We start from the raw sequence: 17257 nt of genomic DNA, 5'->3' as shown, positions 1-17257 counted from the left end.
CTAGCCTCCATTCATCAAAAGTCGTTGTTTGGCGGAATATCAGTCGTCAACTGCGCCTCACTTGCGACTGCCGCTGATGGAAGCCATCTCCGCGGCGTCCACGCCGATTTCCGCGAGGATCTCGGCCGTATGCTCACCTAGCCGCGGCGCATGGCGGCGGAGCCGGAACGGCGCCGAGCTGAAGGACACCGGCGCCCGGATTGATTTGTACGCTCCTTCGGACGGGTGCTCGGCCCGGCTGAACATGCCGACCGCCTTCATGTGCTCGTCGTCGGGCAGATCGGCGAGGCCGAGCACGGGCATGCAGGGAATGCTGACCTCGTCGCAGAACGACACCCAAGCGGCCGTGGAATGCCTGGCGGCTTCCTGCTCGATAATTTCGTAGAGCGTCTCGAGATGGGCTGCCCGCTCGACCAGCGGAAAGAAGCGGGTGTCGGACTTCAGTTGGGGACGGCCGACGAAGTCGAAGAAGTCGCGCCAGTTGCGATCCGAATAGGGCAGGATGCACATGTATCCGTCGCGCGTGCGAAACGGCTTCCGGCGCGGACTGACGACTCGGCTATAGCCGGGATTGCCGAGGGACGGCTCAAAGGCGAAGCCAAGCAGATGCTCGATATAGGCGAATTCCGCCGTGGTTTCGAACATCGGCACCTCGATCGCCTGACCTCCGCCGCCGCGCTCACGCTGGAACAGGGCTGCCATCACTGAATAGGCGATCGCCTGCCCGGACAGCTTGTCGCACAGCACCGTCGGCATGAAGGCCGGCTCGCCGCGCGCGGCCATATGCAATGCAGCGAGCCCGGAGCCGGCCTGGATGATATCGTCATAGGCGGCCTTGTCGCGGTAAGGCCCCTTCTCGCTAAACCCGTAAGCGCCGCAATAAATGATCTCAGGCTTGATGGCGCGAACTACCTGATAGCCGAGCCCTAACTTGTCGATGGCCCTGGGCCGCAGCGAGTGGACGAACACGTCGGCCGTCGCGATCAGGTTGCGCAGGGCATCCATCCCCGACGGCTGCTTCAGATCGAGCATGACGCTGCGCTTGTTGCGGTTGAGATGGAGAAAGCCGCCGGCCATGCCTTCATGGCGATTGGGCCGGTAAGTCCGGAAAGAATCACCTTCCTCGCTCTCGATCTTGATCACGTCGGCCCCGAGATCGGCCATGATGTGGGTCGCAAACGGTCCCATGATCACGTTGGTCAGGTCGATGACGCGAATTCCACCTAACGGGCCGTCTGCAGGGGTCGTGTCCATCCGGAAGCTCTCTTGTTCAACTTGCCGCGCCGACTGGCGCGTGCCGGGCGGGACGTCCAACTTCTACGTGATTGCAATCGGATCAATACGGTTCGGCCCGGTCGCGCCAATTATCACATATGCGATTGATTACGCCCCTTCGCTCTCTTGCTGGCGGGAAGGCGATCAAACATAGTTTCGCCCAACCAAAAAAAGACTTGGGAGAAAACAATGATATCGACGAGCCGTCGCCAACTTGCGGGCGTGATCGCGGGGGCTATTGCATTGGCCGGCTTCGCGGCGCCAGCCGCAGCCGCCGAGAAATGGGATCTTTACATCTACAATCCCGTAGCAACTGTGGCAGCGGCCAAGGGCATGAATGCCGTCGCCGAGCAGATTGAAAAGGACACCGGCGGCGAGCTGTCGGTCCGGCTGCACCTCGGAGGATCGCTCCCCATCAACACCACCACCATCACCCAGGCCGTCAGCGACGACGTCGTGCAGATGGGCGACGACGGGTATTTCCTCGGCAACGTGCCGATCGGCGGTGTCCTGCGGCTGCCGATGCTGATCCGCTCGCTCCATGAATACAAGAAGGCGGCGGACATTATGGCGCCGTACCTGGAGAAGGCCTTCGAGAAGAAGGGCGTCCTGGTGCTTGGGCAATATCTCTATCCCTACCAAGTCGCGTTTTCGAGCAAGAAGCTGACCGCGCTGGCCGACATCAAGGGCCAGAAGATCCGCGTGACCTCGCCCGAGCAGAGCGAATTCATCAAGCGGCTCGGCGGCGTGCCGGTCACGCTCGGCGCCCCGGAAGTTCCCTCCGCACTCGACCGCAGCATCGTCGACGGCGTGCTCACGGCGAACACCGGCGGCGGAAATACCTGGAAGGACCTGCTGAAGTTCAACTACCGGCTAGGCATCAACTATTTCAACTCCGTCGTCATCGTGAACAAGGACCGCTTTAACAAGCTGTCGCCGGAGATCCAGGCCAAGGTCCGCAAGGCCGTTGCCGACAACATGCCGCTGATCACCAAGTCCATGGCGGATGAGGAAGACAGTCTCAGCAAGAAGTTCGCCGAAGGCGGCATGACGGTGACCGAGCAGCAGCCCGGCGATCTCGACGTCGGTACGAAGGTAATCTCGACCTATTGGGACGAATGGGCAAAGGCGAAGGGGCCGGATGCTGCGGCGGCGCTCAAGCAGGTTCGTGCGGCGCTCGGCCGGTGATCGGACATGGCCAGCAGCATCGAGATCAAGGAGGTGGCGCCTGACGGCGCCGTCCACCTCATCGACAACGTCTCATCGGGCCCCGGCCCGGTGGAGAACGCCTCGGAAGCCGTCTGCGCGCTCTTGCTGATCGGCATGATCGTCCTGATCGGGGCCGAGGCGATTGCGCGCAATGTGTTCGCGACGTCGCTTCAGATCACCGACGAGATCGGCGGTTATCTGCTGGTGGCGACGACCTTCCTGAGCATGTCAGTCGCCGAAGCCCATGGCGCGTTTCACCGGGTCGAACTGGTCCAGGCCCGCCTCGGACAATCCGCCCGGCTTATTTCGCAGATCCTGTTCGACCTGATGTCGCTGGTCGCCTCCGCATTTATCACCTGGCAGCTCGCGCGCCTGGTCATGAACTCGTGGCGCTCGGAGGACGTGGCGCCCACGCCGCTCCAGACGCCGCTGTGGATGCCACAAACCACCATGGCGATCGGCATGTTCCTGCTCTGCCTCGCCCTCGTCCGGACCATCCTGGCCAGGGTTCGCTGCCTTCGCAGGAGTGCGCAGCCATGACCGCGGGCGTCGAACTGATTTTTGTGCTGGCGATCTTCATCGGCCTGCTTTGCGCAGGCATGACGATCCCGTTTGCGATCACGGTGCCATCCGTCCTCTATTTGCTCCTGCACGCAGGCCTCCCCGGCTTGAAGGGCATCGGCCTCGTCAGCTGGGGCAGCATGAACAGCTTCACGCTGAGTGCCATTCCCCTGTTCATCCTGATGGCAGAAATCCTTCAGGAGAGCCGCCTTAGCTTGCGGGTTTATCATGGCCTGTCCAAGCTGGTGTCCTGGATCCCCGGCGGCCTGCTGCAAACCAACATCGCCGGTTGCGCGATCTTCGCCGCCATCAGCGGCTCGAGCGTGGTCACCGCCGCCTCGATCGGGCGTGTCGCGCTCCCCGAACTGCAGAAGCGCAAATACAGTCCGCGGATGTCCGCGGGTTCGCTGGCGGCGGGAGGCACGCTGGGCATCCTGATCCCGCCGAGTATCGCGATGATCGTCTACGGCACCTTCACCGAGACTTCCGTCGCAAAACTGTTCATGGCCGGCGTGATGCCCGGCCTGCTACTGACGGCGATGTTCATGGCCTATATCGCGGTGCATGCCTGGTTCAAGGCCGGGACCGCTCCAATCGAAGTCGGCGCCCGGTCGGTTCGCGAATTCCTCGCAGCTCTGCTCGACGTCATCCCCTTCATGGCGCTGATCGGCGGGACCATCGGCAGCATCTATTCGGGGCTGGTCACGCCGACCGAGGCAGCGGCGGTCGGCTGCGTGCTGGCGATGATCATTGCGGTGTTCTGGGGCGAGTTCAGCGTCGCGATCCTCTGGCGCGCCTTGCAGACCACCGTGCGCGTGTGCGGCAACATCCTGTTCATCGTCTATGCCGCCTTCCTGTTCTCCTACGCGATCAGTTACGCCGGCGTCGGTGAGCAGATCACCCAATTCCTGGTCAATCTTAAGCTTTCGAAGCTGGAGTTCTTCTTCGCCCTGTTCGTTCTCTACACGGTGCTGGGCTGCCTGGTCGAAAGCCTCGGCATGATCGTGGTGACGGTGCCGCTGCTCTATCCCGTTCTCGTTCAGTACGGCATCGATGCGATCTGGTTCGGCGTGATCCTGGTCCTCTTCATCGAGATGGGCCAGATCTCCCCGCCGATCGGCATCAATCTGTTCGTGATCCAGAGCATCTGGACCGGCAAGCTGAGCGACGTCGTCGCGGGCACGATCCCGTTTCACCTGATCATGTTCGTGCTGCTCGGCCTGCTCGTCATGTTCCCCGAAATCGCAATGTGGCTGCCTTCACAAGTCACTGCCGTGCCTTAAGCGAGATGCCCTAATGTACGCACCACCCCAAGAGATCAAGACCGAGGTCTTCGCCCGCCTGCCGGACAAATTCCGCCGCAAGGACCCCGACAATGCCTGGTCGCTGGTCAACCGCCGCGGCCTGACGGCGGACTCCTTCATCGAGGGTCCGTCGTTCGACCGCGACGGCAATCTCTATATCGTCGATATTCCCTATGGGCGGATCTTCCGGATCTCGCCGGCGGGGGAGTTCACGCTGGTCGCCGAATACGACGGCGAGCCGAACGGATTGAAGATCGCGTGCGACGGGCGGATCGTGATCACGGACTATCGTCATGGCCTCATGACGCTCGACCCGGCCAGCGGCAAGGTCACCTCTATGCTGGAGCGACGCTGGTCAGAGCGTTTCAAGGGCGTCAACGACCTGGTCTTCGCCGGTAACGGCAACATCTACTTCACCGACCAGGGCCAGACCGGCATGCACGACCCAACTGGCCGCGTCTATCGCCTACGCGTGGACGGAACGCTCGACCAGATCGTCAACAACGTCCCCAGTCCGAACGGCCTCGTGCTCAACGGCAGCGAACATATCCTTTACGTTGCCGCCACGCGGGGCAATGCGATCTGGCGAATACCGCTGATGCCTGATGGCACCGCATCGAAGGTCGGGATCTTCATCCAACTGTCCGGGAGCCTCGGCGGCCCCGACGGCCTCGCGATGGACGAGCAGGACAACCTTGCCATCGCTCACGCCGGCCTTGGCACGGTCTGGATCTTCAGCCGCCTCGGCGAGCCACTCTATCGGATCCGCTCCTGCCAGGGCCTAGCCACCACCAACGTGGCCTATGGCGGCGCCGACAACAAGAGCCTCTACATCACGGAATCCGAGAGCGGCTGCATCCTGGTCGCGCGCGTTCCCGTTGCTGGACGAGTCATGGCATCGCATCGATAGTGCTGGAAGAGGTTGGCAAGGGCTCGGGGCCAGGCAGGTCACGACAGAACAGCCGGATAATTGTTTATTACGAAGAATGAAAGGGCAGCCTTCATGTTGAGGAAGGTTCGAACAGTCATACTGATGCTTGGCCTGACCGCTTCGGGATCGGCGATGGCCGCATGGCCCGACGACAAACCGATCGAGGTCGTGGTTGGCTTCGCCGCGGGTGGCGGGACCGACGTCATGGCCCGCAAGCTTCTTCCTTTCGTCGAGAAGAGGCTCGGAAACGCGAGATTTGTCGTCCTCAACAAGCCCGGCGCCGGCGGCGAGATCGCGTTCACCGCGATCGCACGCGCGGCCCCCGATGCCTACTCGATGGGCGTGGTCAACGTGCCCGGCTACAACTTCCTGCCGATGACGCGGAAGACCCAATACACCATGGACGAGATCCGTCTGGTCGCGCGCGTGGTCGACGATCCCAGCGTGATCGTCGTTCGCAACGACAGCCCGTTCACGACGCTGGCAAGTGTGCTCGGCGCATTGCGCAAGAAGCCCGGTTCGGTCACATTCGGCCATAACGGCGCTGGCACGAACGGCCATTTGGCCATCCGCATGCTTTCAAAGGCCGCCGGCGTCGAGCCGAACGAGATTTCCTATCGCGGGACAGCGGCGCAGAGGACCGACGTCCTCGGCGGCCATCTCGATATCGGAATGGTCAGCCTGAGCGAAGTGCCCGAGCTGCACGGCACGAACAAGGGAGAGCTCCGGGCCATCGCAATTCTGTCGAAGGCTCGTTCCCCGTCCTTGCCCGGCGTACCCACCGCCGAGGAAGCCGGCGTTCCCGTCATCATGACCGCGGAGCGCGGCTTTGCGCTGCCGAAGGGGGCACCTGACGACGTCGCGAAGAAGCTGGAATCTGCAATCGCTGAGAGCCTCAGGGATCCCGACTACGTCAAGAGCTCACCTGGTGATGCTCCGGTGCTCGCCTTCATGCCCGGAGCCGAATGGCAGAAGCGCCTCGACGAGATGACGAAGGCGTTGCAGCCGCTCGCCAGCGAGCTGGCCGAGCCGAAATAGCTTTAATCCAGCAGAGCTCGCCGCTTATGCCTATCCCTCATTGATATCCGGCGGGGCAAGCACATTCTCGGACGGATGCGGACCGACCAACTCCATGCCGAGCGGCCGGTCGTCATCGAAAGACGGTGGCGTTCAGGCTCTGCGCCTCCGGAACGCCTACACCAGCCATTCGCTAAGTTCGACAATAGGTGGTCCAGCCCCATTTCTAACGTGCCGCAGCGATTTCCTGGGGCTGTCGGCAGCCCTCCGCCGACAGAAGGCCCCCGCGCCGAGTCCATCAAGGCACTGCAGGAACGGATCAATAACGGCATTGATCCGCTCTATGTGGGCGAACTGGTTCGCGAGGCCATCGAAAACGACCGGCCCTACATTTTCACCGATACTGAGCACGAACCGTTCGTCGACAAGCGCTTCGCAGCGATCAAGCAGGGCTTCGACCGTATACGCGGACGAACGCCGCGACGTTAGCTCTCGCATCTGCTCACAGGCGACGCCGCGGACACGGTAATTGGGTTTCCGAAAACTACTTCCAACGGTAGCTCTAGCGGACCGATAAATGGGTCCCCATTTCTTTGGTCCAACACGTTGCGCCAGCTCTGCCCATTGCGATTCGGCTGAATGAAATGAAGAACAGATATTTTGGTTCTGAACGTTTGCTACTGCTCTATGCAAAGCAGTTCACCACTCTCGTGGCGGCCTACAGAGGCAGCGATTTAAACATGCAAAGCCGTCTTCATTTGAAGATGTCTCACATCCTTGAGCTAAGCGGCAAGGCAATGACAGCTGCAAAGCGCAGATGTGAATGTCGGTTGGAATACGACATCCGTGACTTCGTCGTACACAGAAGACCCTTCGAACGGCCTATCGCTTCTCATGAGGCCGAAGCGGTGCGGCGCTATTATGCCACACCTTCTGTCTACCATCTCGTCGCTTCGTCGGGGTTTGAATTATCCGGACTAGCCGATCTCCTCGAGGGATGGGCTCAGGACAAGCGGCTCGATTGTCGCTCAATGATCGAATTGCTCGGCTGGTCCGAGGGCATGCGTAGCTTGGTGGACGCGGTCGGCCTCGACTATACGGCCCTGCCCTGGCCTCAGGGCCCAAAGCCCCCGCTTTTCAAGTTTCTCGCGACCAAAATACTTCGACGCTAGCTACGCGTTCCTATGCCTTGGAAAATGCAAGGAAGGTTACGTGAGCCGGATTGAAAGATTCCGACGCACCTTCGGACCAACTCGCCTAAACCCGCACTCGCCGCCGGCTCGGAACGAGCCACTGCCGCGGCCGCTCCGTGGCGGAAGAAAGCCTTCTCGATAGATAGCAATTTAGAGTGCCTGCACTAGCCGCGTCTAGGCGTCGGCTTACGCATGCGGACACCAGGGCCGCCTCCGTTTTCCTCTATGAACTCGATCCCGGCAGCCTGCAAAGCCCGCAAAATTTTTGAAGACGTCTCGGCTCGCCCGCCGAGGGAGTCGTCCGACGCTTCCAGCCGCTTAATCGTGGGAATCGAAACGCCGGCGGAATGAGCCAACTCGTCTTGCGACCAACCCAAGAGGGCACGTGCAGCCTTCACCTGACGAATTGATACTTTTAGTATTGACATTTGAGGTGTGATTGATACTTTTGGTATCATATGAGGTTGAATCGGATGGCGGAGAATTACAACTATGCACGCAATTGCCAACTCAAGAGTCGATCGCCGTTACTACATTGGCGGGTCCGACGCCCGCATCATCATGGGGGACGATCAGGACAAGCTGCTCCGGCTTTGGCGCGAGAAGCGGGGCGAAGCGCTGCCACAGGATTTCAGCAATGACTTGATCGTCCAGCTCGGCAGCATCACCGAGGATCTCAACCGCACTTGGTATGAGCGCGTGAGCGGCCACAGCGTTGAAGACGTGCAGAGAAAGGTCAGGCACCCGATCCACAAATGGATGGGGGCTACCTTGGACGGAAGGGTGCAGCAAACCGGTGCGGTGTATGAGGCCAAGTTCATGCTGCCCTGGAATTTCTCCGAAGAAGCGGCAGCCGAGAAACACATGGCTCAGCTGCAGCACAACATGTGGGTCGTGGCGGCACGTTCAGCAGTGCTTTCGATCATTACCGGAGGCGGCAAGTGGATCGAGATCACTGTTCATGCTGACCCGCTGTACCAGCACCTCCTCCTCACTGCGGAAAAGAAGTTCTGGCGTTGCGTGCAGACTGGCGAGCCGCCCGTGCTGTTCAACATCGAGACGCCCCGGCCGCGGCTTGAGGCGGTCAAGATCGTCGACATGGCAGCATCCAATTCTTGGGCAGAGCTCGCTGCAGTTTATCTTCGCACTCGGGAAGCCCATAGCGATCATGAATTTGCCAAGGCCGAACTGAAGAAGCTGGTGCCTGAGGACGCGAAGGAAGCAACTGGTCACGGCATCAAGGCCAAACGCTCCAAATCAGGCGCAATCAGCTTCGAGGTGTTTTCGATAGAGGTCGCTCATGCACCGGTCCAGTGAGCGCATTGGCGCCATCGCCGCGGCTTTAGCCAAAGCACAGGGCGAGCTGACTAATCCTGAGAAGACAATGACTGCCACCATCTACTCGCCGTTCCCGAGAGAAGGAAGCCGAACCTTCCGCTACGCCTCGCTCGCAAGCGGGCTTGACGTCGTGCGGAAGACGTTGAGCCAGCAAGAAATTGCAACAATTCAGACGACGCGAACCGAACAGGCGACCGGCCATATCTACCTCACCACGCTTCTTGCCCACTCGTCGGGGGAGTGGATTTCGTCGGACCTTCCGGTGTGTGCCGGCAAAGACCTGGAGGCTCCCCATCGAATGGGAGCGGCACTCACATATGCGCGCAGGTATGCGCTCTTTGCACTAGTTGGCATTGCCGGCGAGGATGATCTCGATGCCCCTGATAGTTCGGCCGCGCCGCCCACGCCGCCTGAGCCGAACATCGCCCCAAGCCCGAAGAGCAAGTCTCCCAAGATCAATGGGGAGCGTCCAGCAATCCTAAACCAGAATAAATCCTCCGAGCTGCGCGACCAACTGCTCGGTGAAATCGCTCCTTTGGAAACAAGCGACGATCTTCTGGTTTGGGCAAAGAGAACCCTACCTATTAAGAACTCCCTCGCTCAGGCCGATGCCCGCAGCGTCGAAGATGCTTATCAACAGAAACTCACGAAGCTGGAATCATTCGGTACTAACGTTGCGGAAGACCAACTCGCCCCAGCGGGTCGTGGACAAACTCAGGACGATTTCTCCTCGGGTGAAGCGAATCATTCAGGAGACAATTCCCGCGCCGACTTGCAGGGGCAGCTGGCTTTTCCTAAGGAGCCAGCGCGGAAGCGAAGCAAGGCACATTTACAGTTCGTCAGAACACAACCGTGTCTGATCTGCAAGCAGACGCCTTGCGATCCACATCACGTCAAGTTCGCTCAGCCTAGATCCTTGGGACGCAAAGTGAGTGACGAATTTACCGTTCCTTTGTGCAGGGCACATCATCAACAGCTGCACCGAAAAGGCAACGAGAAGGCATGGTGGTCAGACATGCAAGTCTTGCCGCTGCCTATCGCAAAGCAGCTCTGGATGTCGAGCCCCATTCACAGAAGCTCGGCCGCACAATGATATTCCACCCTAGAATTTCTTGTGAGTACTGATGGGTTGATGTTAAAAGCCTCACCCTCGAACACTGGGCATCTTGCTCAGTGTTAAGGTCAGCCAAGCGGCGCCGAGCTCCTCAAGGAGGTGTTGCTGACGAGGCTCGGTATGGATACCGCTAGTATGTAGGAAGGGCACGAAGCAGGAACAGGCTGCGTGTCCCAGGAGGGCTCGGGCGGAATGGCGGCGCTTACCATTTAGCACCTGCAGTCGTAGTCTTTCGCTCACTACAAGCAACGAAGTGTTCGAAGCAGAGCAACGTGCCGTCTCGTCCATCAAGAACGCGCGCATGATCGGCCTAACATCTCATCGCGGCACTTACTTCCGGCTAGTCTCGGTCGACAAAGCTATCGTAGCGGAGCTGGTTGAGGCCAGGCACCTCAGGGTACACGAACCGCATCCTCGACCGGCAATGCAACGTTGTCGTTAGCGCCTGCCGAGCCGCTTTCCTTTTTCCCAGTTGAGTTGGACTCCCCTGCCATGACTTCCGCCCACCGCCGAACGATGGTCCACCGATCCCATCGCTCGAGGGCGCGCTTTCGTCCTTCATCGCCGTAACGCCGGCGCAGTGCGGGCGACTCACTGAGCTGGCAGATCGCAACTTCCAGAGCGGACAAATCTCCCGGCGGAATCACGAGACCGGCGCCGGTCACTTCCGCCGCCAGCCCGGTACCTTCTTCGGCCATCGCTATGACCGGCCGCGCGGACGCGAAGATCGCACCAAGTTTCGAGGGCAACACCAGATCGGCCGCCTCGGCCTTCTGCGGAATGAGATGAAAATCGGCCGTCGCCATCAATTCGTTGAAGCTCTCGTTGGGCTGAAGTCCGAAAAAATGGACGTTGGAATGTCCGGCGCCCATCTGCTCGAGCCTCATTTTGTGCGGTCCCTCGCCGGCAAGAATAAAGTGAACATTTGGACGGCTTTGCTCCAAGCTGACCGCAGCCTCGATTACGAGATCGAGCCCCTGCTTGTTCGACATCGTTCCAGAGTAGAGCGCAACAATATCGCCCTCGCCAAGGTTTAACTGCCGGCGGTATCTTGTCATTCGTGATCCGGGGCAGATCGTGCTGGTATCAATCCAATTTCTGACCTCAAGCGCTTTGTTGGGCGATAGTCCTTTGATTACCAGGCGCAGCAGCATCGCCTCCGAAATAGTTGAGACGCGATCGAATGATTTGAGGATTGCAGCTTCCGTTCTCAACATCCACTTGCGCAGTGAATGGTTGCGCAGCAGACCAAGATCGAATGCCGCGTCCACCTCGAAATCCTGCACATGAAGCCATGATTTGGCACCGACGCGGCGAGCGACGAACGAGACGAAGGCAGCCGACATCAGAGATGGCGCGACAGCGATCATAACGTCGGGTCGCCAGGATAGCGCCTCGAAGAGGACCGGCGCCGCGCTCGTGAGCGCGAATGAAGCGTGATGGACCAGCCGTTTAGCGCCCGAGGGATGTCCGGGCACATAAATCGGCGCACGTGTTACTCGAACGCCGTTAATATCCCTCGATCTGAAGTACGACGATTTGAACGCGGGGGGGATCTTCCAGGCCGGATAATAGGGAGGCGCCGTAATGACTTTTACTTCATGACCTTCGGCTGCCAAACTTTCGCAGAGCTCGGCGTTGTATTTCGCCACGCCAATCAGATCGGGGGCATAGTTGATGCCGACCAAGAGAACACGCATAAAGCACACCCCAATTCAAACTTCAGAATAAAAAAATCGCTTGCAATCTAAGTCGTCTACTCAGCGCGTTGCGCCGACTTCCAGATGACGTCCGTAGCCTCCTAGATAATCTGCGTAGGCCGTCGCGAGGCCGGCTCGCAGAGCAACTTTCGGTCGCCAACCAAGCCCTCGAATTCTCGAGCTATCCAGCAGCTTGCGTGGCGTTCCGTCAGGCTTGGAGGTATCGAACGCGAGCTTGCCTCCATAGCCCACGACTTCCGCTACGGCCGCCGCGAAGTCTGCGATCGATAACTCATCACCACTACCGACGTTTATCGGTAGGTCGCTCGAATAATTCTTCAGAAGGAAAACGCAGGCATCGGCGAAATCATCGACGTTGAGAAATTCGCGGAGCGGCGTGCCGGTGCCCCATACGGAGACGCTCGGCGCATTGGCGACCTTGGCTTCGTGGAAGCGCCGGATCAGCGCTGCAGGAACGTGACTATGGTCCGGATGATAATTGTCGCCGCGACCGTAAAGATTGGTCGGCATCACCGAGATGAAACCATCGCCATATTGCCGACGATACGCATGGCACATCTTGAGGCCGGCAATCTTGGCGATCGCGTACCACTCGTTGGTCGGCTCAAGCGGTCCCGTCAGCAATTCGCTTTCGGCGATCGGCTGCTTGGCGTGCTTAGGGTAAATACACGACGAGCCCAGAAAGAGCAGGCGCTGCACGCCAACCGAGTGACTTGCGCGGATCACGTTCAATTCCATCGCAAGATTGTCGCAGAGAAAGTCGACCGGGAAATTATTGTTGGCCGCGATACCACCAACCTTTGCAGCGGCGTGAACCACGACCTCGGGACGATTGGCCTCAAGCCATTTCAGCGTGGGTTCTTCTTTTGTGAGGTCCAGCTCACGCCGATCGGCGACCAGCACGGCGCAGTTCTCTGACGCAAGCCTACGGACGACGGCCGATCCCACCATGCCGCGGTGACCCGCGACAAAGACACGTTTGCCCGTGAGCTCGTAGGTTGAGACCCCTGTCATCGTATCCTTACCAGCGTCCGTTTGACCGGATCACCGCTCCGGGCGATCCGACCACCGTCGCTTGCGCAATCACGCTGCCGATGCAGCCCCGTCAAACTGGTAACACAATCTTCACCACGCGACAGCCTGTCGCGGCACCACAAAGATATTCATGATGAACGGCACTGAGCGCACAAAAGGTCAGCGTAATGAAACAAAAACGAGCAAGGCAGCCGCATGAGCTGTGCGGCTGCCTGGAGAGATACTTGATTAGTGGCAGCCGCCGTTAGCTCACCCTCAGTACGCCCGGCGGAGGACAGGACCGATAGGCGCGCAAACGCGGTCCATGTACCAGCCATAGGGCGTCTCGACCCGCACCAAGGGGCAACGGCGCACCGGCACATAGCGGTATGGGTACGGCTGCGCCCAGAACGTAACGGGCGTCACCTGGCTCTCGCCCGTGAGCAGGGCAGCCGGTGCCGGCATTTGCATCGCGGCACTTGCTCCGCTCGCTGCGCAGAAGGTAGCAGTTGCGGCCAAAAGTCCCGCTCGCATCAACGTCTTAAACATCCCAAAAAGCTCCTCGCCCTTGCGGATTTGATCCCCGACTCGTGCTTGCCAGACCCCAGCCGAGCCCGTAAAGCCACTCCGCAACTAGCCCAAATAGTGAACCGAACTTTACCAAGGCCACCGGCGGAAATGCAACCGATGCCGGGGCGGCCGGGGCACTTTTGGGACGATATGGCGCGCAAGTGTGGCTTCTTGGTCCTACTTTTCCTCGCTCCAGGCACCCGGGGCGGCGAGGTCGGGTGAACGGCGGTACACATCCCGAAGGAACTGGTAGTTGACCGTCTGAGCCAGCGGCACGTCTTCCTCGCCGAGCTTGGCGAAAATGAGAATATCCCGGAGCGTCCGCCAGCGGCTTTCGTCGTAGTCGCCAATACGACCGCCCGTCGGCAGCACCAACGGCCGCTGCTGCTGCAGCTCGAATTTCAGCCGCTCAGAGCTCAGCCTGGTCGGGCCGGCGCCCACGAGAACGGGCACGCTCCGTGCATAGTCCGCGTAGGTAAATTGCCAACCTCGAATGAGGCCCTGAAGGATGTCGGCAATCATGGATGGCTGTTCATGGACGAGACCATTGCTCGCGAAGTAGACCAAGCCAGGGACATGGATGCCGTAGTCTTGCGGCTTGATGACATTCAGCTTCACGAAAGCCGAACTGGAGGAATCGGGTTGCTCGTCGATTGCGGTGATGATCGCATCCACCTCCCCGGCCCGCAGAGCCTCGAAGCTGTCGCGGCCTGGGACCTTGGTGATCTGGCTCCGGGGAAGCCCGAGCTGCGCCATCATGGCATCGAAAACGACGTCTCCCTCACTCGCCCTGCGGTATCCGACCCGCTTTCCGACCAGATCAGCCGGCCGCCGCAATCCCGAGGCTTCGAGCGTGAAAATCGCGACAGAAGTATCGAGAAAGCTCGCAGCAAAGGCGGTCACGGGCACGCCACGCCAGCTCGCGAGCAAGAACTTCTGGCCGCTCGTCACGCCGATGGCATGCTGGCGTGCAATGGTTTGGACGAAGTCAGGGTCTTCAGGCTGGGCCGACACCTCAATACGGGAGGAGAAGTATCCCTGTCTGGATGCCGCGAGTTCGCCGGCAAACCGCGCGCCATATGGCCCGTCCAGGACCAGTTTGACCGTTACGGGCTTGGAAGCTGTTGGCGCTCGTGGAGGGGCCGCATCGGAACGAAGAAGGAGAAGCACGATTCCCACTGAGGCGACGGCCGCAAGGCCGATGCCAACGTACCACTTCCCTCTCGGCCGCGCCCTTCGCCGGGACTGGATTCGAGGCAACGAGATCTTCCTAACAAGTTGTGGAATTTGACATATCAGCTGAGGCGAGATGGACGACAATACAGTTGTGGGGTAAGGTTAATTTTTCCTTCGCCTTGTTTTAACAGCGATTTTGACCGATAGCGCAGCTGTTCAAGCAAATAAATTTTATGTCGCTGGATTTCGCAGGATGACGATTCTTTCCACTCGGCCGGTGCCCGTCCCTGGTTCTGTGACGGAAAATCGCGTGGTCGAGCAATCTCCGACAACAGCTATAAGAATTGCGCCGAGCTGGTTGCGCCCTGTGGTTGCCGAGTACTTGATAGCAATGGTCGATGCAGCTCTGATCGTGGTCAGCGGAGTCGGCTGCGCGGTTGGCTATCACGTGACCACCGCGGGCACGCTCGGCAAGGCCGACATCTATGCGGCGGCGAGCCTGCTCGTTGCCATCAATTTCGTGCTTCTGACCATCGTGCAGCAGGGCTACCGGCTGAAGGCGGTCACCTACTTAGCCCGCACGTTCCGGATGACGCTGACGACGTGGACCGGCTTGTTCGGCGCGCTGCTCGCGATCGCCTTCACGATGAAGGTCAGCGAAGAGTTCTCCCGCGGCACTACGATCTCGTTCTATCTGATCGGTCTCGCCGTCCTGCTAGTCTGGAAGACTGCGGCTGCGCGCTGGACTGCGCAAGCCTTGCGCACCGGCGGCTTCGCCAATGGCCGCGCGATTATGATCGCAGAATTAGGGCTTGCCACCTCGTCCAACGCTGTGGATGACCTCGGCCAGCACGGCTACCGCCTGATGCGGATCATGGAAATCCCCGCCAGGCAGCTCGCCTCGCCGCTGCTGCTCTCCGCGCTGGCGCCGCGCTTCGAGGAGCTGATCACGTACGCGCGCGAGCACCGGATCGAGCACGTCTTCCTGCTGATCAACTGGAGCCGACAGCATGCGATCGATAGCATCCTGGACATGCTGAAGATCCTCCCCGTCCCGGTGCATCTGGTGCCGGACGCCAACACGGCGCGCTTCCTGCGCTACCCGCTTGAAGGCACCGGCAACACCTTCACCGCCGAGCTGCGCCGCGCCCCGCTGTCCATTCGCGAACGCGCGCACAAGCGCGCGCTGGACCTTGTCGGCGCGATCCTTGCGCTCTTCGTGTTCGCCCCCGTGATGCTGGCCGTCGCCATGCTGATCAAGCTGACCTCGAAGGGCCCGGTGTTCTTCCGCCAGACCCGCAACGGCTTCAACGGCCGTGCGTTCAAGATCGTTAAGTTCCGCACCATGCACGTGCTGGAGGACGGCCCGACCATTGTACAAGCGCAGAGGAACGACCCGCGCGTCACGCCGATCGGCAAATGGCTGCGGAAGACGTCGATCGACGAGCTGCCGCAGCTCTTCAATGTTCTGAGCGGGGTCATGTCGCTGGTAGGCCCCCGCCCGCACGCGGCCGCCCACAACACCGAATATGAGCAGATCATCGGCAATTATGCCTTCCGCCACCACGTGAAGCCAGGCATTACGGGATGGGCGCAGATTAATGGTTATCGCGGAGAAACGAACACGATCGAGCTGATGCAGAAGCGCGTGGAGTACGATCTCTGGTATATCAACAATTGGAGTGTCTGGCTGGAAATCTCGATCATCTTGCGGACGGCCGTGACCATCTTCCACAAAACAGCATACTAAGCTTGCCTTACGTAAGGATTTTAGTTGGACATGAAATGGCCGTCAGTATCTCGGCGCAAGTTCATAGAACGTTCGTTTGCGCTTTCTGCATTTCCAACGCTTTCTAGCGCCAAGCCGATGACTTCAAGTGCGTCAAAAGCAGCTTGGATGAGCGGCCGTTGGGGCATCATGCTGCACTGGATTGCTCCAGGGCCTGCAGCCAGATCGGGCCGATACCGATCTGATGTCAACGATGCAGTGGATCACTTCGATCTTGATCGTCTTGTGAACCAGATATCGCGCACGAAAGCTTCTTGGGTAATCTTCACGGTAGGCCAGAACAGCGGATTCTATGCAAGCCCAAGTTCATATCTCAAATCGATTGCTGGAGCCGGGCGAACCCCCACCCGTGATCTAGTCTTAGACTTAGCCAAAGCGCTTCACTCTAGAAGCATAGCGATGATTGCCTATGCGCCTGGAGAGATAAAGGCTGTAAAAGAGCTGCATGACTCCTTTGGTTGGAATCCCGAGAATCAAGTCGTCTTCCAACAAAGGTATACCGAATTTCTACGGGAATACGCGGTGCGTTACGGCAGCTATTGCGCAGGTTGGTGGATTGATGGATGCTACAATTGGCGAGATTTCCCGAATTCGAGCCGAGATTGGCCTCTTTGGTGCAATGCTTTGAGAGCCGGGAATCCGAACGCAGCCTTGTCCTTCAATGATGGATGCTTCCTCGTCAATCATCCGTATCCTTTAACAGACCAGCAGGATTTTCTTTCTGGTGAAGCCGATGGGCTCAGCTCTGCCGGTCCGCTGATTAAAAAGAGTGGAGCCACTCGACCCTTCGCCTTGACCGATGACTATCTGCAGGCACTGCCCTGCCAGGCTCACGTCGTGGCACCGATCGACAACAACGGAAAATGGGGCTACGGAGGACCGGGAGAAATGGGACCTCCGTTGTACACGGTTGAACATCTGTCAGGTGTGATCAGTCGCTATCGTGCCTTAGGGGTCGCGCTCACATTCAACATCGGAATATACCAGGAAGGATTCCTCGGCGACCAAACCGTCGAATTTCTTGAGCGCCTGCCATAGTCACGAA

At 59.5% G+C, this 17257-nt stretch carries 16 protein-coding genes; 11 read left to right on the top strand and 5 right to left on the bottom strand.

Translation table 11 applies throughout. The features are described from left to right. Nucleotides 1–57 precede the first annotated feature (57 nt). On the bottom strand, nt 58–1254 hold the full coding sequence (locus tag LRP30_RS09215; RefSeq protein ID WP_249760110.1) for a CoA transferase: 1197 nt from the start codon (nt 1252–1254) through the stop codon (nt 58–60). 210 nt (nt 1255–1464) lie between these two features. Here LRP30_RS09215 and dctP point away from each other — a divergent pair, with 210 nt between their 5' ends. The 7 genes from dctP (at nt 1465) to LRP30_RS09180 (ending at nt 7469) form a co-directional block, all read left to right on the top strand. Next, a complete protein-coding gene (gene dctP / locus LRP30_RS09210) occupies nt 1465–2463 on the top strand; it encodes a TRAP transporter substrate-binding protein DctP (protein WP_249760109.1) in 999 nt (332 codons plus the stop codon). A gap of 6 nt (nt 2464–2469) precedes the next feature. After that, a complete protein-coding gene (locus LRP30_RS09205; RefSeq protein ID WP_249760108.1) occupies nt 2470–3024 on the top strand; it encodes a TRAP transporter small permease in 555 nt (184 codons plus the stop codon). After that, nucleotides 3021–4328 carry a TRAP transporter large permease gene (locus LRP30_RS09200; protein WP_249760107.1) on the top strand — a complete coding sequence of 436 codons (1308 nt, stop codon included), beginning with the start codon at nt 3021–3023 and terminating at the stop codon, nt 4326–4328. The genes LRP30_RS09205 and LRP30_RS09200 overlap by 4 nt, the downstream gene beginning before the upstream one ends. 13 nt (nt 4329–4341) lie before the next feature. Further along, on the top strand, nt 4342–5259 hold the full coding sequence (locus LRP30_RS09195) for an SMP-30/gluconolactonase/LRE family protein (RefSeq protein WP_249760106.1): 918 nt from the start codon (nt 4342–4344) through the stop codon (nt 5257–5259). A gap of 153 nt (nt 5260–5412) precedes the next feature. After that, entirely contained in the window at nt 5413–6318 is a 906-nt protein-coding gene (locus LRP30_RS09190) for a tripartite tricarboxylate transporter substrate binding protein (protein ID WP_249760105.1), read from the top strand. A 210-nt stretch (nt 6319–6528) separates the two neighbouring features. Continuing rightward, nucleotides 6529–6786: a hypothetical protein gene (locus tag LRP30_RS09185; protein WP_249760104.1), complete on the top strand. Its 258-nt coding sequence runs from the start codon at nt 6529–6531 to the stop codon at nt 6784–6786. 155 nt (nt 6787–6941) lie between these two features. Next, nucleotides 6942–7469, top strand: a complete 528-nt coding sequence (locus tag LRP30_RS09180) for a hypothetical protein (protein ID WP_249760103.1) — start codon at nt 6942–6944, stop codon at nt 7467–7469. A gap of 185 nt (nt 7470–7654) precedes the next feature. Here LRP30_RS09180 and LRP30_RS09175 read toward each other — a convergent pair whose 3' ends face one another. Beyond that, entirely contained in the window at nt 7655–7918 is a 264-nt protein-coding gene (locus LRP30_RS09175; RefSeq protein WP_249760102.1) for a helix-turn-helix domain-containing protein, read from the bottom strand. Nucleotides 7919–7982: 64 nt separating this feature from the next. On the opposite strand from LRP30_RS09175, the gene LRP30_RS09170 reads away from it, so the two are divergent. Further along, nucleotides 7983–8807 (top strand): YqaJ viral recombinase family protein, encoded by an 825-nt coding sequence (locus tag LRP30_RS09170; protein ID WP_249760101.1) that lies wholly within the window; start codon nt 7983–7985, stop codon nt 8805–8807. Next, complete coding sequence (locus tag LRP30_RS09165) at nt 8791–9921, top strand: ERF family protein (RefSeq protein WP_249760100.1); 1131 nt, start codon at nt 8791–8793, stop codon at nt 9919–9921. The genes LRP30_RS09170 and LRP30_RS09165 overlap by 17 nt, the downstream gene beginning before the upstream one ends. 413 nt (nt 9922–10334) lie before the next feature. Here LRP30_RS09165 and LRP30_RS09160 read toward each other — a convergent pair whose 3' ends face one another. The 3 genes from LRP30_RS09160 to LRP30_RS09150 form a co-directional block, all read right to left on the bottom strand. Further along, nucleotides 10335–11642 (bottom strand): WcaI family glycosyltransferase, encoded by a 1308-nt coding sequence (locus LRP30_RS09160; protein ID WP_249760099.1) that lies wholly within the window; start codon nt 11640–11642, stop codon nt 10335–10337. Nucleotides 11643–11702: 60 nt separating this feature from the next. Then, on the bottom strand, nt 11703–12677 hold the full coding sequence (locus LRP30_RS09155; protein WP_249760098.1) for a GDP-L-fucose synthase: 975 nt from the start codon (nt 12675–12677) through the stop codon (nt 11703–11705). Between the two features lie 747 nt (nt 12678–13424). Beyond that, nucleotides 13425–14417, bottom strand: coding sequence for an ABC transporter substrate-binding protein (locus tag LRP30_RS09150; RefSeq protein WP_249760097.1), 993 nt, complete (start codon nt 14415–14417; stop codon nt 13425–13427). 397 nt (nt 14418–14814) lie between these two features. Between LRP30_RS09150 and LRP30_RS09145 the strand changes: the two genes are divergently transcribed. Then, complete coding sequence (locus LRP30_RS09145) at nt 14815–16173, top strand: undecaprenyl-phosphate glucose phosphotransferase (RefSeq protein WP_249760096.1); 1359 nt, start codon at nt 14815–14817, stop codon at nt 16171–16173. A 30-nt stretch (nt 16174–16203) separates the two neighbouring features. Then, nucleotides 16204–17250: a hypothetical protein gene (locus LRP30_RS09140; protein ID WP_249760095.1), complete on the top strand. Its 1047-nt coding sequence runs from the start codon at nt 16204–16206 to the stop codon at nt 17248–17250. The last annotated feature ends 7 nt before the right edge of the window (nt 17251–17257 follow it).

The organism is Bradyrhizobium sp. C-145, from assembly GCF_023375135.1.
Lineage (GTDB): Bacteria > Pseudomonadota > Alphaproteobacteria > Rhizobiales > Xanthobacteraceae > Bradyrhizobium > Bradyrhizobium zhanjiangense.
This window is presented reverse-complemented; position numbering and strand designations above follow the sequence as displayed.

What these genes read in the sequence shown, in the direction of transcription:
- LRP30_RS09215 (WP_249760110.1), bottom strand. Translation starts at nt 1,254, where the DNA reads ATGGACACGACCCCTGCAGACGGCCCGTTAGGTGGAATTCGCGTCATC.
- dctP (WP_249760109.1), top strand. Translation starts at nt 1,465, where the DNA reads ATGATATCGACGAGCCGTCGCCAACTTGCGGGCGTGATCGCGGGGGCT.
- LRP30_RS09205 (WP_249760108.1), top strand. Translation starts at nt 2,470, where the DNA reads ATGGCCAGCAGCATCGAGATCAAGGAGGTGGCGCCTGACGGCGCCGTC.
- LRP30_RS09200 (WP_249760107.1), top strand. Translation starts at nt 3,021, where the DNA reads ATGACCGCGGGCGTCGAACTGATTTTTGTGCTGGCGATCTTCATCGGC.
- LRP30_RS09195 (WP_249760106.1), top strand. Translation starts at nt 4,342, where the DNA reads ATGTACGCACCACCCCAAGAGATCAAGACCGAGGTCTTCGCCCGCCTG.
- LRP30_RS09190 (WP_249760105.1), top strand. Translation starts at nt 5,413, where the DNA reads ATGGCCGCATGGCCCGACGACAAACCGATCGAGGTCGTGGTTGGCTTC.
- LRP30_RS09180 (WP_249760103.1), top strand. Translation starts at nt 6,942, where the DNA reads ATGAAGAACAGATATTTTGGTTCTGAACGTTTGCTACTGCTCTATGCA.
- LRP30_RS09175 (WP_249760102.1), bottom strand. Translation starts at nt 7,918, where the DNA reads ATGTCAATACTAAAAGTATCAATTCGTCAGGTGAAGGCTGCACGTGCC.
- LRP30_RS09170 (WP_249760101.1), top strand. Translation starts at nt 7,983, where the DNA reads ATGCACGCAATTGCCAACTCAAGAGTCGATCGCCGTTACTACATTGGC.
- LRP30_RS09165 (WP_249760100.1), top strand. Translation starts at nt 8,791, where the DNA reads ATGCACCGGTCCAGTGAGCGCATTGGCGCCATCGCCGCGGCTTTAGCC.
- LRP30_RS09160 (WP_249760099.1), bottom strand. Translation starts at nt 11,642, where the DNA reads ATGCGTGTTCTCTTGGTCGGCATCAACTATGCCCCCGATCTGATTGGC.
- LRP30_RS09155 (WP_249760098.1), bottom strand. Translation starts at nt 12,677, where the DNA reads ATGACAGGGGTCTCAACCTACGAGCTCACGGGCAAACGTGTCTTTGTC.
- LRP30_RS09145 (WP_249760096.1), top strand. Translation starts at nt 14,815, where the DNA reads ATGGTCGATGCAGCTCTGATCGTGGTCAGCGGAGTCGGCTGCGCGGTT.
- LRP30_RS09140 (WP_249760095.1), top strand. Translation starts at nt 16,204, where the DNA reads ATGAAATGGCCGTCAGTATCTCGGCGCAAGTTCATAGAACGTTCGTTT.